Origin of the sequence: Dongia sp. (assembly GCF_041905885.1) — a bacterium.
Classification (GTDB): domain Bacteria; phylum Pseudomonadota; class Alphaproteobacteria; order Dongiales; family Dongiaceae; genus Dongia.
The window spans coordinates 17,131-38,090 of sequence record NZ_JAYRKD010000043.1 but is presented as its reverse complement, the minus strand read 5'-3'; the positions used below and the strand labels follow the sequence as shown (position 1 = coordinate 38,090).

General features: G+C 66.0%; 18 protein-coding genes. 9 read left to right on the top strand and 9 right to left on the bottom strand.

All coding sequences use genetic code 11. The features are described 5' to 3' along the window. Positions 1-87 precede the first annotated feature (87 nt). Together ACH2CY_RS27150 and ACH2CY_RS27145 are read right to left on the bottom strand one after the other, a co-directional pair. Complete coding sequence (locus tag ACH2CY_RS27150; protein WP_395023103.1) at positions 88-828, bottom strand: ABC transporter ATP-binding protein; 741 nt, start codon at positions 826-828, stop codon at positions 88-90. After that, a complete protein-coding gene (locus tag ACH2CY_RS27145; protein ID WP_395023102.1) occupies positions 825-1,583 on the bottom strand; it encodes an ABC transporter ATP-binding protein in 759 nt (252 codons plus the stop codon). Before ACH2CY_RS27145 ends, ACH2CY_RS27150 begins: the two co-directional genes overlap by 4 nt. Before the next feature lie 143 nt (positions 1,584-1,726). Between ACH2CY_RS27145 and ACH2CY_RS27140 the strand changes: the two genes are divergently transcribed. The 8 genes from ACH2CY_RS27140 to ACH2CY_RS27105 all read left to right on the top strand — a co-directional run bounded on the left by ACH2CY_RS27140 (position 1,727) and on the right by ACH2CY_RS27105 (position 11,845). Continuing rightward, positions 1,727-2,104, top strand: coding sequence for a TIGR04076 family protein (locus ACH2CY_RS27140; RefSeq protein WP_395023100.1), 378 nt, complete (start codon positions 1,727-1,729; stop codon positions 2,102-2,104). Further along, the gene (locus ACH2CY_RS27135; RefSeq protein ID WP_395023099.1) at positions 2,104-3,153 is read left to right on the top strand and encodes an aldo/keto reductase; all 1,050 of its coding nucleotides are present in this window, start codon (positions 2,104-2,106) and stop codon (positions 3,151-3,153) included. The genes ACH2CY_RS27140 and ACH2CY_RS27135 overlap by 1 nt, the downstream gene beginning before the upstream one ends. Then, positions 3,150-3,569: a DUF4440 domain-containing protein gene (locus tag ACH2CY_RS27130; RefSeq protein WP_395023098.1), complete on the top strand. Its 420-nt coding sequence runs from the start codon at positions 3,150-3,152 to the stop codon at positions 3,567-3,569. The genes ACH2CY_RS27135 and ACH2CY_RS27130 overlap by 4 nt, the downstream gene beginning before the upstream one ends. Before the next feature lie 30 nt (positions 3,570-3,599). Continuing rightward, complete coding sequence (locus tag ACH2CY_RS27125) at positions 3,600-4,865, top strand: ABC transporter substrate-binding protein (RefSeq protein WP_395023097.1); 1,266 nt, start codon at positions 3,600-3,602, stop codon at positions 4,863-4,865. A gap of 71 nt (positions 4,866-4,936) precedes the next feature. Next, complete coding sequence (locus ACH2CY_RS27120) at positions 4,937-6,415, top strand: aldo/keto reductase (protein ID WP_395023094.1); 1,479 nt, start codon at positions 4,937-4,939, stop codon at positions 6,413-6,415. Between the two features lie 176 nt (positions 6,416-6,591). Then, complete coding sequence (locus ACH2CY_RS27115; RefSeq protein WP_395023093.1) at positions 6,592-7,842, top strand: efflux RND transporter periplasmic adaptor subunit; 1,251 nt, start codon at positions 6,592-6,594, stop codon at positions 7,840-7,842. Positions 7,843-7,855: 13 nt separating this feature from the next. Then, on the top strand, positions 7,856-11,041 hold the full coding sequence (locus ACH2CY_RS27110; protein ID WP_395023092.1) for an efflux RND transporter permease subunit: 3,186 nt from the start codon (positions 7,856-7,858) through the stop codon (positions 11,039-11,041). A gap of 51 nt (positions 11,042-11,092) precedes the next feature. Then, a complete protein-coding gene (locus tag ACH2CY_RS27105) occupies positions 11,093-11,845 on the top strand; it encodes a FadR/GntR family transcriptional regulator (RefSeq protein ID WP_395023091.1) in 753 nt (250 codons plus the stop codon). A 64-nt stretch (positions 11,846-11,909) separates the two neighbouring features. On the opposite strand, the gene ACH2CY_RS27100 is transcribed toward ACH2CY_RS27105, so the two are convergent. The 6 genes from ACH2CY_RS27100 to ACH2CY_RS27075 all read right to left on the bottom strand — a co-directional run bounded on the left by ACH2CY_RS27100 (position 11,910) and on the right by ACH2CY_RS27075 (position 18,165). Continuing rightward, a complete protein-coding gene (locus tag ACH2CY_RS27100) occupies positions 11,910-12,806 on the bottom strand; it encodes an NAD(P)-dependent oxidoreductase (RefSeq protein WP_395023090.1) in 897 nt (298 codons plus the stop codon). Positions 12,807-12,817: 11 nt separating this feature from the next. After that, complete coding sequence (locus ACH2CY_RS27095; protein ID WP_395023089.1) at positions 12,818-13,570, bottom strand: SDR family NAD(P)-dependent oxidoreductase; 753 nt, start codon at positions 13,568-13,570, stop codon at positions 12,818-12,820. Then, on the bottom strand, positions 13,567-14,619 hold the full coding sequence (locus tag ACH2CY_RS27090) for an ABC transporter permease (RefSeq protein WP_395023088.1): 1,053 nt from the start codon (positions 14,617-14,619) through the stop codon (positions 13,567-13,569). Before ACH2CY_RS27090 ends, ACH2CY_RS27095 begins: the two co-directional genes overlap by 4 nt. Then, complete coding sequence (locus tag ACH2CY_RS27085; RefSeq protein WP_395023085.1) at positions 14,619-15,617, bottom strand: ABC transporter permease; 999 nt, start codon at positions 15,615-15,617, stop codon at positions 14,619-14,621. The genes ACH2CY_RS27090 and ACH2CY_RS27085 overlap by 1 nt, the downstream gene beginning before the upstream one ends. Further along, entirely contained in the window at positions 15,610-17,091 is a 1,482-nt protein-coding gene (locus ACH2CY_RS27080; RefSeq protein ID WP_395023084.1) for a sugar ABC transporter ATP-binding protein, read from the bottom strand. The genes ACH2CY_RS27085 and ACH2CY_RS27080 overlap by 8 nt, the downstream gene beginning before the upstream one ends. Before the next feature lie 69 nt (positions 17,092-17,160). Then, on the bottom strand, positions 17,161-18,165 hold the full coding sequence (locus ACH2CY_RS27075; RefSeq protein WP_395023082.1) for a substrate-binding domain-containing protein: 1,005 nt from the start codon (positions 18,163-18,165) through the stop codon (positions 17,161-17,163). Between the two features lie 185 nt (positions 18,166-18,350). Between ACH2CY_RS27075 and ACH2CY_RS27070 the strand changes: the two genes are divergently transcribed. Next, positions 18,351-19,487 carry a Gfo/Idh/MocA family protein gene (locus tag ACH2CY_RS27070; protein WP_395023081.1) on the top strand — a complete coding sequence of 379 codons (1,137 nt, stop codon included), beginning with the start codon at positions 18,351-18,353 and terminating at the stop codon, positions 19,485-19,487. Positions 19,488-19,661: 174 nt separating this feature from the next. On the opposite strand, the gene rhaI is transcribed toward ACH2CY_RS27070, so the two are convergent. Next, positions 19,662-20,960 (bottom strand): L-rhamnose catabolism isomerase, encoded by a 1,299-nt coding sequence (gene rhaI, locus ACH2CY_RS27065; RefSeq protein ID WP_395023080.1) that lies wholly within the window; start codon positions 20,958-20,960, stop codon positions 19,662-19,664.

Genomic DNA, 20,960 nt, shown 5'->3' with positions numbered 1-20,960 from the left:
CGAGGATGGAATAGGTGAGGGTGACGCCGATGGCGCCCAACCCCACCATCGCCCCGATCAGCAATCCGTCGGCGAGGAATTGCAGGCTCATGACGCTGGGCTCGCTTGTGCCACCGGATCGCCGCCGAAATAGAGATGGGCGATGATCGGATCGTCGCGCAGCACCGCTGCCGGCCCGTCATGCCGGTTGCGGCCCTCGGCCAGGACATAGGCGCGGTCGGCCAGTGCGAGCGCCGCGCGGACGCTCTGCTCCACCAGCAGGATGGCGACGCCGGATTCTCGCACGCGGCGCAAGGTCTCGAAGACTTCCGCCGCAACCTTCGGCGAGAGGCCGGCGGAGGGCTCGTCCAGCATCAGCACCTGGGGCTCGACCAGCAGGGCGCGGGCGACGGCCAGCATCTGCCGCTGCCCGCCGGAAAGCCGCCCGGCGATGAGCGACTTGCGCGCGGCGAGGGCCGGGAACATCGCATACATCGCGGCCACGCGCTCGGCACGGCGGGCCTTGGGGAGGATTGCCGCGGCGAGCTTCAGGTTGTCGTCGATCGACATCGTGCCGAAGATATTCTCGGTCTGCGGCACGAAGCCGAGGCCGCGGCGGATCAGAAGATGCGGCGGCAGCCGCGTGATCTCCTGGTCGCCGAGCCAGACCTGGCCCGATGATATCGGCACCAGCCCGGCCACCGCCTTGATCAGGGTCGACTTGCCGGCGCCGTTGGGGCCGAGCAGCGCGACGATCTCCTGCGCATGCAGCTCGAAGCCGACGCCGTTCAGGATCGGCAGGTCCGGCTCGTAGCCGGCGACGATGCCTGCGGCGCGCAGCACGCTCATGCGGCAACTCCGCCGAGATAGGCGTCGATCACCCTTGGATCACGAACGACCTCGCGTGGGCTCCCTTCGCAGAGCAGCTTACCCTCGACCATCACCAGGGCACGGCTGCAGAGCCGCGTCACCATGTCCATGTTGTGCTCGATGATGAGGAACGTCACGCCGGTGGCGTTGATCGCGTGGATGCGGTCGATGATGGTCTCGAGCAGGCTGGGATTGACCCCGGCCGCGGGCTCGTCGAGCAGGATCAGCTTGGGATCGGCCATCAGGATGCGCGCCAGCTCCAGCAGCTTGCGCTGGCCGCCGGAGAGCACGCGCGCCGGCTCGCGTGACAGCTTCGTCAGGGTGACGAAGTCCAGCAGGCGCATCGCCTTCTCGGCATTGAGCCGCTCCTGGTCGCGCACCGCCTGGCCCGGCAGCCAGTTCATGAGGATGCGCTCGCCGGACTGGCCACGCGCGGCGGTCAGCATGTTCTCCAGCACGCTCATCTGCCCGAACAGGCGCGGGATCTGGAAGGTGCGCCCCAAGCCAAGTTCGAGCCGGCGATGCGCCGCAAGATCGTCGATGCGCCGTCCGTTCAGCACGACCTCGCCCGCGCTGGGCTTCAGGCTGCCGGCCAGGAGGTTGAACATCGTGGTCTTGCCGGCGCCGTTGGGGCCGATCAGGCCGGCGACTTCGCCTTGCGCCACCTTGAGCGACACGGCATCGACGGCTGCGACGCCGCCGAAATGTTTGGATACGGATCGGGTCTCCAGCATGTCCCGGTCGTCAAGTTTTAAAAGACATGCGGCCCAAATGGCGTCCCGGGTGCGCTTGTGCTTGAAAGTTGCAGGGTTTTCCCGCTTGATGGCGCCACGTTAGTCGGGCGGTTTCGGCCGCGCAAGTTCTATCGGGGCGATCCATGGCCGCGTCGAAAAAGCCGCGCAAACCCAGCGCGGATGAAAGTTTCGAGCTCTATGACTTGAAGGTCGAGGTGACCGCGCCGAAGGGCGGCAAGATCTATTGCGGGGCCCAGCCGGGGGATTCTTTCGAGCTCCGCGGCGAGATGCTGCATCTGCCGCCGGGCCAGGGCTTCTCCATTTATTCCTTGGGCGCGCTGTTGCCCTTGCTCGCGGCGAAGCAACGCCCGGTCGATGCCAACGACTGGATGGCGACCGACACCGATGTCGCATGTCCAGACCCGAACTGCTCGACCCGGTTCAGGATCACGCGGACCGGCAAGCGCAAGTTCCAGCACAGCGCGACCACGGCGGTGAAGCTCCGGAAGAAAGTTGGTTGATGGAAACGCGCGAGATCCGGCCCGGCTATCGCATAACCCGCATCATCCGCGGCGGCTGGCAGCTGGCGGGCGGCCACGGCGATGTGGAGCGCAATGCCGCGATCGGCGACCTGGTGGCTTCGGCCGAGGCCGGGATCCTCACCTTCGATTGCGCCGACATCTACACCGGGGTCGAGGAGCTGATCGGCGCCGCGCGGCGCGCCTATGCCGACCGCCACGGCGCCGCGGCACTGCAGGCAGTCAAAGTGCATACCAAGTTCGTCCCCGATCTCGCGCATTTGCACGAAGTCGATCGCATTTATGTCCGCACCATCATCGAGCGCTCCTTGCGACGCCTTGGCATGGAGCGGCTGGACCTGGTCCAGTTCCACTGGTGGGATTATGCGGTGCCGGGCTGTCTCGATGCCGCGCGCTGGCTCGAAGAGCTGCGCGAAGAGGGCAAGATCGATCTCATCGGCGGCACCAATTTCGACACCGACCATACCGAGAAGCTGGTCGCGTCGGGCGTGGAACTCGCGACCATGCAGGTTCAATATTCGCTGCTTGACGCGCGGCCGGAGCGCGCCCTCGTCGCGGCCGCCCGCAAGCGCGACATCCATCTGCTGGTCTACGGCACGGTGGCCGGCGGCTTCCTCGGCGATCGCTGGCTCGGCCAACCGGAGCCGGAGGCGCCGCTCGAGAACCGCTCGCTCACCAAATACAAGCTGGTCATCGACGATTTCGGCGGCTGGGACCTGTTCCAGACGCTGCTGCGCGCACTGCGCAAGGTGGCCGACCGGCACGGCGCCGATATCGCCACCATCGCCAGCCGCTACATGCTCGACCTGCCGCAGGTGGCTGCGGTGATCGTCGGCGCACGCAGCCGGGAACATCTTTTCGCCAACCTGAAGATCGCCGCGGTGAAGCTCTCCGATGCCGACCGCGCCGAGATCGGCGCCATCCTCGCCCAGCGACAGGGCCCGGAGGGCGATACCTTCGAGCTCGAGCGCGACCGCGAGGGAAGGCACGGTCGGATCATGAAATACAATCTGAGCAAGGTGGCGTCGTGAACGAACGGCTGGCGGATCTCGCGATCCGGGAATGCGTCGGGCTGCACGAGTTCTTCCTGGCCTGGCTCCGCCCCCATAACGGAACCAAATTGGATCCGGCAAGGTTCGATCGCGCCTTCGATCCCGGGTTCCGCTTGGTGGGACCGGATGGCGGCGTGCGCGACCGCGCGGCGATCGTCGGCTGGCTGCATGACCTCAAAGAGGGGCGCGGCGCCGACTTCCGCATGGAGGTCTCGGATTTCCGCGCGGTATGGCAGGAAGGCGACGCCATATTGCTGGAATATGTCGAGACACAGTATCTTCAGGGCAAGACAACCCAGCGGCAATCCACGGCCTTGCTGAAACGGGCATCCGATGCGCCCGCTGGGATGGTTTGGGTACATCTGCAGGAGACCTGGCTGCAGGCGGCCGAGTAAAACCAACCGGGTCTTTCAAGGGGGCTTTCAATGTTCGGGAAGAGGATTCTTTTCACCGCGACCGCCGCGGCAGCTTTGCTGGCGGGCGCCGGCATGGCATCGGCCTGCGAGGTCACCGTAGGCCTGGTGATGGAGCTGACCGGTCCGGCCGGCGCTTACGGCCAGGCCGGCACCAAGTCGGTCGAGATGGCGTTCCGCGACATCAACGACGCGGGCGGCGTCGCCGGTGGCTGCAAGCTGGTCACCGACACGCGCGACTCGCAGAGTCAGGGCAATGTCGCGGTCGATGCGGCGACTCAGCTCGTGCAGGTGAAGAAGGTGCCGGTGATCATCGGCGGCATCATCTCCTCGGTCTCGATCCCGATCCTCACTTCGGTGACCGCGCCGGCCAAGGTGGTGCAGGTCTCGCCGGCCTCGTCCTCGCCGACGCTGACCCAGCTGGCGCGCGACGGCAAGACCAACGGCGTCTTCTTCCGCACCATCACCTCGGATGCGCTGCAGGGCGTCGCCTCCGCGAAATACGCGCTGGACCAGGGCCTGAAGAAACTCTCGATCATCCATGTGAACGACGACTTCGGCGCCAACATGGTGGCCGAGTTCACCAAGGCCTATAAGGCGCTGGGCGGCGAGATCGTCTCCGACACGCCCTACAACGCCAAGCAGGCCAGCTATCAGCCGGAAGTCACCAAGGCGATGGAAGGCGCGCCGGACGGGCTCTACCTGGTCGCGACTCCCGTCGATGGTGCGACCATCGCGCGGCAATGGGTGAGCCAGGGCGGCCCGCAGAAGTTCCTGCTGAACGACGGCATGAACAGCGAGGACTTCATCAAGGCGGTGGGCGCCAAGTATCTCGAGAATGCCTACGGCACCTCGTCGGGCACTGACACCACGGCCTCGACCGACTATTTCAACGCCAACTACAAGGCCTTCTCCGAGATCGACCCGGGCGCGCCCGCGGCGGTGCAGGGCTATGACGCCGGCGCCATCGTCGGCTTGGCCATCGCCCAGGCCGGCAAGGCGGATTCCGCCGCGATCCAGGATTCGATCCGCAAGGTTCTCGATCCCAAGGGCACCGTCATCCATGCCGGCAAGGAAGAGTTCGCCAAGGCCCTGGCGCTGATCAAGGAAGGCAAGCCGATCAAGTATGAAGGTGTCATCGGCCCGGTCACCTTCGACCAGTACGGCGACATCACCGGTCCCTTCCGCCTGTGGAAGATCACCAACGGCGAAGTCGCTACCGTCGGCCAGATGTCGGCCGCCGACGTCGACGCCATCAAGGCGAAGATGGGGAACTGAGGGTCCGGTTCATCGGAGTGAGAAGGGCGCTCGTCGGAGGGCGCCCTTCTGTCTTCTGAAAGAGCATACCAATGGCCACGCCGACCATCCCCGACCGCACCGAACTCGCCCCTGGCCTCACGATCAGCCGCGTCGTGACCGGCCTGTGGCAGGTCGCGGACATGGAGCGGGGCGGCAAGGCGCTGGATCTTGACGCCGCTGCCGCCGCGCTTGGCGAATATGCGGCGGCGGGCTTCGACACCTTCGACATGGCCGATCACTATGGCAGCGCCGAGGACATTGCCGGCCGGTTCAAGCAGGGTGTTGCCGCCGGTAAGTACAAGCCGGCCACGGTCTTCACCAAATGGTGCCCGACGCCGGGCGAGATGACGCCGGAGGTGGTGCGCGCCGGCGTCAAGCGCAGCATGGATCGCCTCCAGACCGATCGGATCGATCTGCTGCAGCTCCACTGGTGGGTGTTCGAGCACCCGGCCTATCTCGACGCCATGCGCGAGCTCCGGAAGCTGCAGGCCGAGGGCCGGATCGGCCATATCGGCCTCACCAATTTCGACACCGACCACCTGCACCTGCTGGCGAAGCAGGGCTACCGGATCGCCACCAACCAGGTCTGCTTCTCGCTGCTCGACCGCCGCGCCGGCGAGGAGATGACGGATTTCTGCCTGGCCAACGGCGTGAAGCTGCTGGCCTATGGCACGCTCGCCGGCGGGTTGCTGACCGAGAAGTGGCTGGGGAGACCTGAGCCCGCGACCGGCGACATCAAGGACTGGAGCAAGATGAAATATGCGCGTTTCGTCGCCCAGATCGGTGGGTGGAACGTGCTGCAGGGAATCCTCGAGGCCCTGGCAAAAGTCGCGCGCAAGCACCACGTCTCGATCGCCAATGTCGCCACCCGCTGGGTGCTGGAACAGCCGGCAGTCGGCGCCATCATCGTCGGCGCCAGGCTCGGCGAAAGCGAGCACCGCGAAGACAACCTGAAGCTCTTCTCCTTCGCGCTCGACGCCGAGGACAAGCGCGTCATCGACGCCGCCCTGGACGAGACCAGCCGGATCCCCGGCGATTGCGGCCAGGAATACCGGCGACCGCCCTATCTCACCGCCTCGGGCGATCTCAGCCATCACCTGAGCGAGTTGCCCAAAGCCTATACCGCCGTGCCGGTGCCGGACCGGCCGCACCGCATGCGGGTCGATACCGGCAGCGTCTGGGAGTCGCTCGCCGGCTACAGCCGCGCCGTCCGGGTCCACGATCGCATCCTGGTCAGCGGCACGACGGCGACCCACAGCGCCGGCGAGGTCGTCTGCAAGGGCGATCTCAGAGGCCAGACCGTCTACATCCTGGACAAGATCGCCGCCAGCATCGTCGCTTTGGGCGGCAGCCTCGAGGATGTGGTGCGGACCCGAATCCTGTTGCGCGACATTGCGCAATGGGAGCCGGTCTCGCGGGTCCATGGCCGCTATTTCGGCGACATCCGCCCGGCCAATACTTTGGTCTCGGTTGCCGGCCTGGTCGGCGACTATGACGTCGAGATCGAAGCGGAAGCCATTATCCGCTGACGCGCCAAGACCCTTGGCGCAGTAGGCTTACAGACAGCGCCGCTCTTGAACTCGGCGCCGCGCGCTCCGATTTCCTCTCGCACCTTCCCGGCCACACCCGAAAGAAAGTGGGGGATTTCCTGGCCAAAATCGTTTTAGGATCGGCGATGTTCATCCGCTGTGCAGGACGCTGACGCATGACGGACCTACCTCCCGCATCGATCCCCGCGCCCGAACCGGCACCGCCGCCGGCACCCGCTCCCAGAAGCGGGCGCTGGATCCTGACCTGCCTCGTCCTCGGCGCAGCGGTGTTCGGCGGCGGCTACTGGTACTTCCAGCACTACAAAGCGCCGCCGCAACAGGCGCAGGCTGCACCGCCGCCGGTTCTCCCCGTCACGGTGTCGAAGCCGCGGGTCGAGACCATCACCGAATGGGACGAGTTCACCGGCCAGTTCGAGGCGGTGGATTCGGTCGAGATCCGCGCGCGCGTCAGCGGCTATCTCGACAAGATCGGCTTCGAGGACGGGCAGATGGTCAAGAAGGGCGACATGCTCTTCGTGATCGATCCCCGGCCGTTCGAGATCGCATTGAAGTCCGCGCAGTCGTCGCTGGCCTCGGCCAATGCGCGGGTCGCGCTGGCCAAGCAGCAACTGGGCCGCGCCGAAACCCTGAAGCAGAAGGACTTCACCTCCCAGGCGACCTTGGACCAGCGCCAGCAGGAGGCGGCGAGCGCCGCCGCGGACGCCCAGGTTGCCCAATCCGCCATCAACGCGGCGCAGCTCGATCTCGACTTCACCAAGATCGAAGCGCCGCTCGACGGCCGGATCGGCCGGCACGAGGTCAGCCTCGGCAACCTCATCATGGGCGGAGACGGAGGCGAGACGACCCTGCTCACCACCATCGTGTCCTTGGACCCGATCCGCCTGGTCTTCGACATGAGCGAATCCGATTACCTCGCCTATCAGCGCCGCGAGCAGGAGGGGAAGATGGCCTCCAAGCGCGATAGCCTGCCGGTCGAGGCGCATCTGATGGATGAGAAGGAATGGACGCTCAAAGGCAAGATGGACTTCGTGAACAACCAGGTCGATCGCAGTTCCGGCACGATCCGCGCCCGCGCCGTCTTCGCCAATCCGGGCCTCTTGATCACGCCCGGCCAGTTTGGCCGCATCCGGATCACCGGTTCCGAGCCGCATGAAGCGATCCTCATTCCTGACAGCGCCATCGTCTCCGACCAGTCGAACAAGATCGTCATGACGGTCGACGCCGGCGGCAAGGTCGTGCCGAAGACGATCCGCCCCGGTCCGGGCTACCAGGGCCTGCGCATTGTGCGCGAGGGGCTCTCGAAGGATGACGTCATCATCATCGATGGGCTGCTGCGTGCCCGCGCGGGCGCCACAGTGAAGCCGGAGCCGGGCAAGATCGATTTTCCGCCCGAGCCTGGCAACTGAGGCGGGGCGCGCCGTGAAGTTCTCGCATTTCTTCATCGACCGGCCGATCTTCGCGACCGTCATCGCGGTCTTCATCACCTTGATCGGCGGCTTCGCCTATTTCACCCTGCCGGTGGCGCAATACCCCGAGATCGCGCCGCCGACCATCGAGATCCGCGCCAGCTATCCCGGCGCCTCGGCCGAGGTCGTCGCCAACACCGTGGCGGCGCCGCTGGAACAGGAGATCACCGGCGTCGAGAACATGCTCTACATGTCCTCGCAGGCGACCGGCGACGGCAACCTGGTCATCACCGCGACCTTCCGGCTCGGCACCAATCTCGACACCGCCCAGGTGCTGGTGCAGAACCGGGTCTCCGCCGCCGAGCCGCGCCTGCCGGAAGAGGTGCGCCAGATCGGCGTCACCGTGCGCAAGAATTCGCCCGACCTCATGATGGTGATCCATCTGAGCTCGCCCGACAATTCGCGCGACCAGCTCTACATGTCGAACTATGCGACCCTCTATATCAAGGATGTGTTGGCGCGCCTCGACGGCGTCGGTGACGTCCGCATCTTCGGCGCCCGCGATTATTCGATGCGGATCTGGCTCGATCCGGAGAAGATCGCGGCCCGCAACCTCACCGCCGGCGAGGTGGTGACCGCCTTGCAGCAGCAGAATGTTCAGGTCGCGGCCGGCAGCCTCAACCAGCCGCCGGTGCCGAGACCCGGAGACTTCCAGCTCGCGATCGAGACCTTGGGACGGCTGGACGACCCCCGACAGTTCAGGAACATCGTCGTCAAATCCGAGCCCAACGGCCAGGTGACCCGGCTGGGCGACGTTGCCCGGGTCGAGCTCGGCGCCCAGGATTACAGCGCCAACGGCTATCTCGACAAACGCCCGGCGGCGCCGCTGCTGCTGTTCCAGCGCCCTGGCTCCAATGCGCTGGAGACCGCCGATCGCATCATCAAGACCATGGCGGCGCTCGCCAAGGACTTCCCGCCGGGCCTCACCTACAGCATCGTCTACAACCCCACGGAGTTCATCGCGGAATCCGTGCGCGAGGTGATCAAGACCATCTTCGAGGCGGTCATCCTGGTCGTGATCGTGGTGATCCTGTTCCTGCAGACGTGGCGGGCCTCGATCGTGCCGATCGTGGCCATCCCGGTCTCGCTGGTGGGCACTTTCATCGTGCTGGCCGCCCTTGGCTATTCGCTGAACAATCTGTCGCTGTTCGGCCTGGTGCTCGCGGTCGGCATCGTGGTCGATGACGCGATCGTCGTCGTCGAGAATGTCGAGCGTAATCTTCGCCTGGGCTTGAGCCCGCGCGAGGCAACGCGGCGGACCATGGATGAAGTCGGCGGCGCACTGATCGCCATCGCGCTCACCCTGATCGCGGTCTTCGTGCCGGCGGCGTTCATCTCCGGCATTTCCGGCCAGTTCTTCCGGCAGTTCGCCGTCACCATCGCCGCCGCGACGGCGATCTCCTGCCTGGTCTCGCTGACGCTCAGCCCGGCGCTCTGCGCGCTGCTGTTCAAGCCGCATGACGCCCATCCGAAGCGCAAAGCCTTGCCGGCGCGGCTGATCGGCGGCTTCTTCGGCGGCTTCAACACCCTGTTCGACAAGCTCTCGCTGGGCTATGGCGCGCTTACCCGCCGCCTGATCCGGGTCGCCGCCCTGGTGTTGGTGGTCTATGCCGGGTTGATCGCGCTGACCGGATGGCAGTTCGAGCGCGCCCCCACCGGCTTCATCCCGCAGCAGGACCAGGGCTACCTCATCACCGTGCTGCAATTGCCGCCCGGCTCTTCCTTGAGCCGCACCGACGCGGTGGTGAAGCAGGCAATCGACATCATCCTGGCGACACCCGGCGTCGAGCATGTGGTGCCCTTCTCCGGTTTCGACGCCGCCACCTTCACCAACGCGCCCAATGCCGGCGCGATCTTCGTGCCGCTGAAGCCGTTCCACGAGCGCGCCGCGGAGGGTCTCACCGCGCAGCATATCCTTGGCGAGCTGCGGACGCGCCTCGGCGCCATCAAAGGCGCGTTCTCGATCGTGATCCCGCCGCCGCCGGTGCGCGGCATCGGCAATGCCGGCGGCTTCAAGATGATGGTCCAGGACCGCCGCAGCCGCGGCCCGGCGGCCTTGGCCGCCGCCGTCCAGGATCTCGCCGGCGCCGCCAACCAGACCCAGGGTCTCTCCGGGGTATTCTCGCTCTTCAACACCGGCACGCCGAAGATCTATGCCGATATCGACCGCGCCCGCGCGGAGATGCTGGGGATCACCGCCGACCAGGTGTTCCAGACCCTGGAGGTCTATGTCGGCTCGACCTTCGTCAACGAGTTCAACTATCTCGGCCGCACTTACCGGGTGACCGCCCAGGCCGACGGCGCCTTCCGCCAGAATCTGCATGACATTGCCAACCTGAAGACCCGCAACAATCTCGGCGAGATGGTGCCGCTGGGCTCGGTCGCCTCCTTCTCCGACATGACCGGCCCCTACCGGGTGCCGCGCTATAATTCCTTCCCCGCGGCCGAGCTGCAGGGCAACACCGCGCCCGGCTTCTCCGCGGGCTACGGCCTCGACGCGATGGAGAAGCTCGCGGCCGAGCGCCTCCCGGAGGGCTTCGGCTTCGAATGGACCGAGCTCGCCTTCCAGCAGAAGGAGGCCGGCAACACCGCGATCCTGGTCTTCGGCGCGGCGGTGATCTTCGTCTTCCTGGTGCTGGCGGCGCAGTATGAGAGCTGGGCCTTGCCGCTCTCGGTGGTGCTGATCGTGCCGATGTGCCTGCTGGCGGCGGTCAGCGGGCTGCTCTTGCGCGGGATCGAGGTCAATATCCTGGCCCAGGTCGGCTTCGTGGTGCTGATCGGCCTCGCCGCCAAGAACGCGATCCTGATCGTCGAGTTCGCCAAGCAGGCCGAGGAGCGGGGCCACGATCGCTTCGAGGCGGCGGTGCAGGCCGCGACCACGCGGCTACGGCCGATCCTGATGACCTCTTTTGCCTTCATCCTCGGCGTGCTGCCGCTGGTGATCGCGACCGGGGCCGGCGCCGAGACGCGACAATCGCTCGGCACCGCGGTCTTCTACGGCATGCTGGGCGTCACGGTTTTCGGCCTCATCTTCACCCCGGTCTTCTATGTCGCCGTCCGCTGGCTCGCCGGTCTCCGCGGCAAGAAGGTGGCGCCGCCCCAGAAGCCATTGGCGCCCGGCATCCACCAGGCCGAATAAGCGCTGGCCTGGCGCTTCCGCCGGGCTAGAATGGCCCCGAGAGGGAGTCCGATGGCCAAACGCGCCGAAGCCAGGTCCCTGGGCGTTGCCGTCCCAGGACCGATCCACAAGCAGGACCTGCGCCAGCGCGTGGTCGGCCGCATCGTCGAGCTGATCCGCACCGGCAACCTCCGGCCCGGCGACCGCCTGCCGCCGGAACGCGAGCTGGTGGAAATCTTCTCGATCAGCCGCCCGTCTTTGCGCGAAGCGATGCGGGCGCTCTCGACCCTCGGCATCGTCGAATCCCGGCATGGCGGCGGTACTTTCGTGACCGATCTGGACGCCCGCACCCTGCTGGCGCCGCTCGACATCTTCCTCCAGCTCGCCCAGGTCAACATCGAGGACACCTTCGAGAGCCGCCGCATCATCGAGATCGAGATCGTGCGCAAGGCGGCGACCCAGGCCAAGCGCGCCGACATCGCCGACCTGAAGGAAATGATCGCCGCGCACGCGACCATCCAGAAAGATCCGGTCGGCTTCCGCATCCTCGACAGCCGCTTCCACGAGAAGCTTTCGTCGATCGCCGGCAACGCGGTGCTGCAGCGGATCGCCGACGGCCTCTACAATATGGACCTCCATATCCGCCGCCGCGCCACCGCCGAGCCCGGCCTGATCGCGCAAAGCACCGAGGACCATGCCGGCATTGCCGCCGCGATCGCCGCGCATGACCCCGAACGCGCCGCCGCCGCCATGGCGCAACACCTCACACACATCAAGGAAAGCACCAAGCGGACCATGGCCAGCCAGAAATTCGGCGTGGTCTGATCCCCAATCGTCATGCCCGGACTTGATCCGGGCATCTCTCTCCGGCCGGCCAAAGATAGCCGGGTCAAGCCCGGCTATGACGATCGGAGAGCGGTTTCAGCTCCAACCCATTCGCCTCGGCGACGAAGCGCGGCAGCTCCGCCAGCATCGCCGTGGCGTAGCCGGCCGCAACCGCGGCTTGATAGGTTTGCCGGAGTGCTTCGGTGAGCGGCGACTTCATTCCGGCATCCCGCACCAAAGCATCGACATCGGCGACCGTGTGATCCGCCGTGCCGAGCGCGAAGGGATGCGCGTTCTTGTTGCCGTCCAGCGCCCAGCCCATGTAGCTGTCATAGAAGGCGCAGTGCATCCGGCTGGACCGGATCAAGCCGTCGAAAGCCTCGGTGCCGAGCCCGACCTTGTTGGCCAGCACCAGCGCCTCGGCGTAAAGCGCGGCGAAGCCCATCGAGACCAGGTTGTTCACCAGCTTCAGCCGATGCCCGTCGCCCAGCCCGCCCACATGCTGGATCGTGGTGGCAAAGGCCGCCAGCATCGGCCGGATCTGCTCCAGCACCGCGGCCTCGGCGCCGACCATCACCGCCAACGTCCCGGCCCAAGCCTCCTTCGGCGACCGCCCGAGCGGCGCATCGACGAAGGTCAGATGCGAATAGTCCTTTGCCAGGCGCAACAGGGTCGCGGGATTGGACGTCGTGCAATCGACCACGATCAGCGGCCGCTTTGCACCGGCGATGTCGATGACATTGCGCTCGACCTCCGGCGCGCCGGTGACGCAGAGCAGGATTACGTCGCAGGCCGCGGCCATCTCGGCGGCGCCGCGGACTTCGACGGCGCCTTTTGCGACCAGGTCCTCGACCGCCTCGCGCTTGCGATGCGCCATCACCGTCAGCGGGAACCCCCGCTTCAAGATGTTTGCGGCCATGCCATGGCCCATGAAGCCGAGGCCGATGAAGCCGACGCGCATGGGTTCAGCCCTCAATAGGTGGCGCGGCCGCCGGACAGGTCGAAGGTCGAGGCGGTGGTGAAGGAGTTCTCTTGAGTGGCGAGCCAGCAGATCATCGAAGCCGCCTCGTCCAGCTCCAGCATCCGGCCGCGCGGGATCTTGGAAAGGATCATCGCCAGGAAATCCGGTGCCTGGCTGAGCGCCATCGTGGTCTTGGCGACAGCGGGGGTGACGCAATTGACCGCGATGTCGTAGCCGGCGAGTTCCTTGCCGAGCGACTTGGTGAGGGCGATGACCGCGGCCTTGGTGGCGCTGTAAGCCGGCGCCTTGGGGTTGCCTTCCTTGCCGGCGACCGAGCTCAGGTTGACGATCCGCCCGTAGTTCGCGGCGATCATATGCGGCACCACGGCGCGGCAGCAATGGAAGGTGCCGATCAGGCCGATGGTGACCACGTCGCGGAAGGCCTCCGGCGGGTATTCCCAGGTCGCGGCATTGGGGCCGACGATCGCGGCATTGTTGATCAGCACGTCGATTCTGCCGAATTGCGCGAGTGTCGCCGCGGTCGCCTTCTCCACTGCGGCGAGGTCGGCGATATCGACCGACAGCCCCTGCACATGGTCGATGTCGTTCAAGGCCTCGATGGTCCGGTCGAGCAAAGCGCGGTCGCGGTCCCAGAGGCTGACTGCGCCCCCGGAGGCGAGGATGCGCTTGGCGACGGCGAGACCGATGCCCTGCGCGCCGCCGGTGATGATGGCGCTGCGTTTCTCGAAGTCGTAGCGGTTCATGCTTTCGGTCTTTCAGCGCGAGGCCTGGCCTGCCAGGCGATGCGGATGCGTTTGGCGGCCATCACCAGGAGCAGGATGAAGCCCCAGGAGGCCAGCGCCAGGTGCGGGCTCAGATCCATCTGGTTGAAGCCGCTGGCGATGGTCTGCAGGATCCAGAGCGCAACGAAGAGGCCGCTGATCCGCCCGAACCCGCCGTAAGGGTCGATGCCGCCGAGGATCGCGGCCAGGATGGTGATCAGCAGATAGGAGCCGGCGATGTCGGCGCCGGCGGAATTGAACCGCGCCATCATCACGATCGCGGCCAGGAAGCAGAGCAGGCTGGAGAGCATATAGACCGAGACCAGCACCTTCCGCGTATCGACGCCGGAGAAGCGGGTCGCCTCGCGGTTGGAGCCGATCATGTGGACCCGCACCCCGAGCGCGGTGCGGGTCAGCAGGATATGCACCAGGATCGCCACGCCGGCGAAGACGAAGAAGGAGATCGGCACGCCGAGGACCGTGTCGTTGGAGATCTGCAGCAGCGCGTCGGGAAAGCCGGAGAGGGTGCGGCCGCGGGTGAAATAGATGCTGAAGCCGTGCAGCAGGGTCATGGTGCCGAGCGTCACCAGGATCGGGTGGACGCCCAGCACCGCAACCATCATTCCCGTGATCCAGCCGACGGCGAGGCAGAGGATGAGGCCGGCGGCAAAAGCGCCGAGGATCCAGAGCGCCAGCGCGCCGCCTTGCGTTTCGGGTGGCATCAGCGCGGTCAAGATCCAGGCCATCAGCAGCCCGGCGGCATTGGCGGTGGCGATGATCGCGAGGTTGATGCCGCCGGAGATCAGCGGAATCGCCATCGCCAGCGACAAGAGCCCCAGCTCCGGCAGCTGGAACATCATCGCCTGCAGCGTGGTCGCCCGCGGGAAGGTGGTCGGCTCGAACAGCGAGAAGACCGCGACCAGCGCGACCAGGATCAGCAACAGCCCGCCGATGCCGAAGCCACGTGCACGGAGCTGCGCCATCAGCCGGTCGAGCTCGGCGTTGAGGCCGCGGGCGGGCGTGTCCGCCATCACCCGGTCCTCGTGACGCGGCGCCGGCGGGCGAATTTCTCCGCCAGCCCGGTCATGCTGATCGAGACAAGGATGGCGAGGCCGGTGACCACGCCGAAGAAATAGGAGGAGACGCCGAGCAGGTTGAGCCCGTTCTGCAGCATCGCCAGGAACAGCACGCCGAGGATGACCCCTCCTGTGGAACCGATGCCGCCGACCAGGCTGGCGCCGCCGAGGATCGCCACCGCCAGCACGTTCAGCTCCTGGCCGTTCATCGCCGTCGGCACCGCCTGGTGCACACGGCCGGCCTGGATGAAGCCGGCGATCGCCGCCAGCAGGCCGAGATAGCCATAGGCGAAGAGCTGCACCTTCAAGACGTCGATGCCGACCCGGCTCGCCGCCTCGGGATTGCCGCCGAAGGCATAGACCTGGCGCCCGATCCGGGTGCGGTTCATCAGGCCATGCGTGAGCGCCAGCACCGCGACCGAGACCACGATCGGCAGGGTGATCTTCACGATGTCACCGGCCTCGGTCTCGTAGCGGAAGAAGGAGACGCCGTTCGACCACCAGTCCGGCAGGTTGTAGATCTCCTGGGCATCGGTGAAGTAGATCAGCAGCGCGTAGTAGATGCTGGAGGTCGCGATGGTGACGATGATCGAGACCACGCGCAGGTGATGGGTCAGCAGCGCATTGATGCAGCCCATCGCGATGCCGAGCAGGAGGGCCAGGCCCAGCGCCGGCACCGCCGGCACATTGTGGTTCACGATCAGGCTGGCGGCGAGGTATTGCGCCGCGGAAGCCGTGGCGGTGAAGGAGATGTCGATGCCGCCCGAGACCAGCACCACGAAGACGCCGGCGGCGAGGATCGTGGTCACCGCATAGGCCTCGACCAGGTCCACGAGATTGGGCACGGTCAGGAAATAGGGCGAGGACAGCGAGAGCACGATCGCGGTGATGACAATGGCGGCGCCGAGCGCCGCCTCGGTCTTTCCGAACACCAGCTGCAGCGGCCTAGGCATAGAGCGCCTCCGCGAGCTGGTGCTCGCTTTGCTGGCCGGGCACGAAGCTGCCGGCGATCCGCCCTTCGCGCATATGCAGGATCCGGTCGGCGTTGAAATAGACCTCCGGCACCTCGTCGGAGATCAGCAGGATGGCGACGCCGCGTGTCGCGAGTTGCCGCACCACGTCGTAGATGCCCTGCTTGTTGCGGATATCGACGCCGACGGTGGGGCTGTCGAGGATCAGCACCTTGGGATTGGTCGCCAGCCATTTCGCCAGCACCACGCGCTGCTGGTTGCCGCCGGACAAGGTTTGCACCGGCGCATCGACATGCGCCGCGCGGATGCCCAGCTTCTCGACCCAGCCCTGGGCCATGCGGCCGCGATCGCCGGGCGAGACCAGACCGAATTTTCCGGTGAGCGCACCGAGCACGGTGACCGAGACATTGTCGGCGATCGATTGTCGCAGATTGAGGCCGAGCGACAGCCGGTCCTCGGAGACATAGGCGATTCCGGCCGCGACCGCGTCCTGGTTCGAGCGCAGCGTCGTGGGCGACCCGTTGACCAGGATCTCGCCGCTCTCCAGCGGCGTCATCCCGAACAAGGACAGCGCCAGCTCCGTGCGCCCGGCGCCGAGCAAGCCGATCAGCCCGAGGATCTCGCCGGGATGCAGCGCAAAGGAAACGTCGGAGAACTCGCCGGCGCGCGCCGCGTTGCGGACCTCCAGGGTCGGCGTCGCCGCATCGTGACTCCGCGCCTGCACCTTGTGCTCGATCCGGCTGCCGGTCATCAGCTCGGCCAGCCGGTGGTCGTCGATCTCGGCGGCGGGATAGGTCCCGACCTTCTTCCCGTCGCGCAGGATGGTGACCCGCTCGGCGATCTCCACCACCTCTTCCAGCCGATGGCTGACGAAAACGATTGCGACGCCTTGCTCCTTCAGCCGGCGCACGCTCGCCAGCAGCAGATCGACCTCATGGCGGGTGAGGGATGCGGTCGGCTCGTCCATGAACAGCAGCCGCGCGTTGGCGGCAAGGCCCCGGCAGATCGCCACGATCTGCCGCTGCGCCACCGGCAGGTCGCCGACCCTTGCATCCAGCGGCAGATGCGCATCCAGGCGGGCGAGGGCGGCCTTGGCGGTCTCGCGCATCGCCGCGCGGGGCGGCGGCTTCAGCGCCGCGCCGAGCTCGAGGTCGATCGCGATATTCTCCAGCACGGTAAGGTTGGGAAACAGCGAGAGATCCTGGAAGATCACCTGGATGCCCAATGCCTTGGCCTGTTGCGGGGTCAGGCGCTCATGCACCGCGCCGTCGATGGTGATGCTGCCGCCGGCATCCGGTGCATGCACCCCGGCCAGGATCTTGATCAGGGTCGATTTGCCGGAGCCGTTCTCGCCGACCAGGCAATGCACTTCGCCAGCCTCGACGGTCCAGTCGATGGCGTCGAGCGCCCTCGTGCCGCCGAAGCTCTTGCTGATGCGGGAGAGTGAAAGGAACATCCGAACCCATCCTCTGACGCAACTGCGCCCGCCCCATCCGGAGCGGGCGCAGTCTTGTCATCGCTCCGATCAGATGATCTTAGCCCATTCGTCGATGGTCTGGGGATTGAGATCGATCTGCTTGTTGGCGCGGATCACCTTGGTCTCGGCGTTGACCTGGCAGGGGCCCATGCCCGGAATGTCCACGCCGTCCTTGATCTCGCCGCCCTCGGCCAGGACCTTGCCGAGCGCCACCAGGGCATAGCCGGAATCGACCGGATTCCAGAGATAGCCCCGGGTGATGGCGCCCGCCTTCATCAGCTTCACGCCCTGGCTCGGGATGAACGGCCCGACCACGGTGACCTTGCCGATCTTCTCGCGATCCGCCACCGCCTGGCCCGCGCCGATCGGGCCGTTGGCGCCGAAGATCAGGAAGCCCTTGAGGTCGGGGTTGGCGCGCATCTGGTCGACCGCGGTCTTGTAGGAGTCTTCCACGCTGTTGGAGACGCCGAAGCGGTCGCCCACCTGCTGCATCTTCGGGTACTTCTTCTTCTGCAGCTCGACCGCATAGTCGGCCCAGAGGTTGTGCAGCGTCACGGTGAGGCCGCCGACATAGACGATGTACTTGCCTTCGCCGCCGATGGCTTCCGCGAAGGCCTCGAGATGCGCCTCGCCGAAGGCCTGGTCCTGGATCAGCTCGATGTCCCAGTCGGCATTCTTCTGCCCCGGCGACTCGTTCATGATCACCTTGATGCCGGCGGCCTGGGCGCGGCCCAGCACCGGCTCGACGGCTTTCGCGTCATTGGGGACGACGGCGATGACATCAACCTTCTTGGCGATCAGGTCCTCGATGGCGCGGACCTGCTCGGCCGGGTCGTCGGTGGTCGGGTTGATGATCGAGGCGGTGACGCCGAGATCGGCGCCGGCCTTCTCGACGCCCTTGGCGACATTGTCGAACCAGGGAATCTTCACTTTGCCGACGACGCCGATCTGCGCCGGGCTGTTGGCCGCAAACGCGTGGCCCGGCAGCAGGGCGCTGGCTGCGCCGAGCGCGGCTGCGCCCTGGAGTAGTCTCCGACGTGAGGTCTCGCGCATGGTTCCTCCTCCCGAGGAAAGGGCCGGTTTCGGCCCGGTTTGTTTCTGTGGGGCGGTCCACAAAAGTGGACAGACCACTTTTCTTTTCTCATTAGGGCCGCTAAGAGTCAAGAAACTCGGGCGAAATCCACGGCGAGGCGCGCTAAGCTCGCCGCTCCAAGAGTCATGAAAACAGGGGGAGAGAGATGCCGGATCGGATTGGCGTTGCGGTCGTCGGCTGCGGATTCTTCGCACAGAACCATCTGAATGCCTGGCGCGATCTCGCCAAGGACGGCGTCGAGCTGATCGCGGTCTGCGACATCGACGCGGGAAAAGCCAAGGCGGCGGCGAAGAACTTCAACGTGCCGCGCTGGTACACCGATCTCGACGAGCTGCTGGCGAAAGAGAAGCCGGGCCTGATCGACATCGTGACCCGGGTCGAGACCCACCGGGAACAGGTGCTGAAGACCGTCGCCAAAAAGATCCCGACCATCGTGCAGAAGCCCTTCGGCTTCAACCTCGCCGACTGCCGCGCCATGACGTTAGCCGCCAAGAAGGCCGGCGTGTTCCTGGCGGTGCATGAGAACTTCCGCTTCCAGGCGCCGTTGAGAAGGATCACCGAGCTGCTGCGCCAGGGTGTCATCGGCACGCCGAGCTGGGGCCGGGTCAGCTTCCGCACCGACTACGACATCTACAAGGGCCAGCCCTATCTCCTGAACGAGACCCGCTTCGTCATCAACGACCTCGGCGTCCATGTCTGCGATCTCGCGCGCGCCTATCTCGGCGAGGTCGAGCATGTCCTCTGCGAGACCCAGCGCCGCAACCCGAAGGCCAAGGGCGAGGACACCGCGACCATGATGATGAAGCACGTCAACGGCGCGGTCTCGATGGTGGAATGCACCTACGGTGCCCACCGCCTGCCGGACATCTTCCCGCAGACCCTGATCGAGCTCGAAGGCCCGAAGGGCGCGATAATCCTTTACAAGAACTTCGACCTCGAGATCATGGTGGACGGCAAGATCACCAAGGAACATGCCGATGCCGAGGTGCTGCATTGGGCGGCGCGCCCCTGGCACATCATCCAGGAAAGCGTGCTCGCCACCAACGCGCATATCCTGAGCGCTTTGCGCAGCGGCAAGCCGGCGGATGTCTCGGCCGAGGACAACTTCAAGACCTTCGCCTGCTGTGAAGCCGCTTACAAGTCCGCGGCGAGCGGCAAGGCGGTGGCGCTGGAGCCGCTGCAGCCGCGCGGGCGGGTGAAGGCTAAAGCAAAGAAGTTGCCCAAGCGCTCCGCGAAGAAGGCGGCGAAGAAGGTCGCAAAGCGCGCGCGTTCCAAGAAGTAAGATAGACCCGTCGCCCCCTCACCCCGACCCTCTCCCGCAAGGGGACCGGGGGTTGCTTTTCGCTGTTGCACGAGACGGTCTCGATCGCTTACGCGCGGAGCGCGGATTAAGTCCCCCTCGCCCCTTGCGGGAGAGGGCAGGGGTGAGCGGTCGAAGATTCTCTCCGCGTAGAACTCAAACAATCCCCGCCGACTGCTTCGCCTGCGCCGGCCGCTCGTTCGCCTTGTGCCGCCGATAGCCCGACCAGCGATAGACCCCCACCGGATCGATCGCACCGCCGGAGCGATGCCGTGCCATGCCGAGGATCGGCGAGACGTCGGTGTTGAACGCGGCCTTCAGCGTATCCAAAGCCATCAGTGCATCATTCTCCGCCTGCGCCTGCTCCAGCCTGGCGCGATCGATCAGGCAGGCCTGGGCATAGCGGCGCTGCAGTTCCATGGCGCTCGCCATCAGGCTTTCGACCGGGTCGGTCACGTTATGCGACTGGTCGAGCATATAGGCCGGGGCCACGTCGAGCGCGCCGCGGTCGGCGGCATCGACCAGCTCGTTGAACACCAGGAACAGCTGGAACGGATTGACTGAGCCGGCGTCGAGATCGTCGTCGCCATACTTGCTGTCATTGAAATGGAAGCCGCCGAGCTTCTTGAAGTGGATGAGCCGGGCGACGATCTGCTCGATATTGGTGTTGGGCGCATGGTGCCCGAGATCGACCAGGCAGCGGGCCTTTGGCCCCAATTGGGTTGCCGCCCAGTAATTGGTGCCCCAGTCGGAGATCACCGTCGAATAGAAGGCCGGCTCGAACATCTTGTGCTCGATGAAGACCTGCCAGTCGGCCGGCAGCTTGGCGTAGATCGTCTTCATGCTCTCCAGATAGCGTTCCAGCGCCCGGGTGAAATGCTGCTGACCGGCGAAGTTCGACCCGTCCGAGATCCAGACGGTGAGCGCCTTCGAGCCCAGCACCTTTCCGAGCTCGATGCATTCGATGTTGTGCTCCACCGCCTGCGCGCGGGTCGCGGCATCGGTATGGGTCAGACTCCCAAACTTGTAGGACTGCTTCTGGTCAGCCTGATCCTGGAAGGTGTTGGAGTTGACCGCGTCGAAGCCGAGACCCAGCTCGTCGCCGAGCTGCTTCACCGCATCCACGTCCTTGTTCTTGTCCCAGGGGAAATGCAGCGAGACGGTCGGCGTGGCGCGGGTCAGCTTCTGGATCGTCGCGCAGTCTTCCAGCTTGTCCAGCACATTGCGCGGCTCGCCGATGCCGGCGAAGCGGGCGAAGCGGGTGCCGCCGGTGCCCACACCCCAGCTCGGGATCGCGACCCCGAAGCCGGCGACCGCTTTCGTAATCGTCTCGATGTCGGTGCCGCTCCGCGCCAGCTTGCGGCCGAGCGCGTCATAGTCTTCCTTCAGCGCCGGCAGCGCCTTGGCGTTCTGGTCGGCGATGTCGCTCTGTGCGATGCGATAGGTCCCGGTCAT

Coding starts and splice junctions, on each gene's coding strand:
- ACH2CY_RS27100 (WP_395023090.1), bottom strand. CDS start 12,806: ATGCGCGTCGGCTTCATCGGCCTCGGCTTCATGGGCCATGGCATGGCC.
- ACH2CY_RS27115 (WP_395023093.1), top strand. CDS start 6,592: ATGACGGACCTACCTCCCGCATCGATCCCCGCGCCCGAACCGGCACCG.
- ACH2CY_RS27090 (WP_395023088.1), bottom strand. CDS start 14,619: ATGGCGGACACGCCCGCCCGCGGCCTCAACGCCGAGCTCGACCGGCTG.
- ACH2CY_RS27150 (WP_395023103.1), bottom strand. CDS start 828: ATGAGCGTGCTGCGCGCCGCAGGCATCGTCGCCGGCTACGAGCCGGAC.
- ACH2CY_RS27145 (WP_395023102.1), bottom strand. CDS start 1,583: ATGCTGGAGACCCGATCCGTATCCAAACATTTCGGCGGCGTCGCAGCC.
- ACH2CY_RS27120 (WP_395023094.1), top strand. CDS start 4,937: ATGGCCACGCCGACCATCCCCGACCGCACCGAACTCGCCCCTGGCCTC.
- ACH2CY_RS27085 (WP_395023085.1), bottom strand. CDS start 15,617: ATGCCTAGGCCGCTGCAGCTGGTGTTCGGAAAGACCGAGGCGGCGCTC.
- rhaI (WP_395023080.1), bottom strand. CDS start 20,960: ATGACCGGGACCTATCGCATCGCACAGAGCGACATCGCCGACCAGAAC.
- ACH2CY_RS27095 (WP_395023089.1), bottom strand. CDS start 13,570: ATGAACCGCTACGACTTCGAGAAACGCAGCGCCATCATCACCGGCGGC.
- ACH2CY_RS27075 (WP_395023082.1), bottom strand. CDS start 18,165: ATGCGCGAGACCTCACGTCGGAGACTACTCCAGGGCGCAGCCGCGCTC.
- ACH2CY_RS27070 (WP_395023081.1), top strand. CDS start 18,351: ATGCCGGATCGGATTGGCGTTGCGGTCGTCGGCTGCGGATTCTTCGCA.
- ACH2CY_RS27135 (WP_395023099.1), top strand. CDS start 2,104: ATGGAAACGCGCGAGATCCGGCCCGGCTATCGCATAACCCGCATCATC.
- ACH2CY_RS27080 (WP_395023084.1), bottom strand. CDS start 17,091: ATGTTCCTTTCACTCTCCCGCATCAGCAAGAGCTTCGGCGGCACGAGG.
- ACH2CY_RS27125 (WP_395023097.1), top strand. CDS start 3,600: ATGTTCGGGAAGAGGATTCTTTTCACCGCGACCGCCGCGGCAGCTTTG.
- ACH2CY_RS27105 (WP_395023091.1), top strand. CDS start 11,093: ATGGCCAAACGCGCCGAAGCCAGGTCCCTGGGCGTTGCCGTCCCAGGA.
- ACH2CY_RS27140 (WP_395023100.1), top strand. CDS start 1,727: ATGGCCGCGTCGAAAAAGCCGCGCAAACCCAGCGCGGATGAAAGTTTC.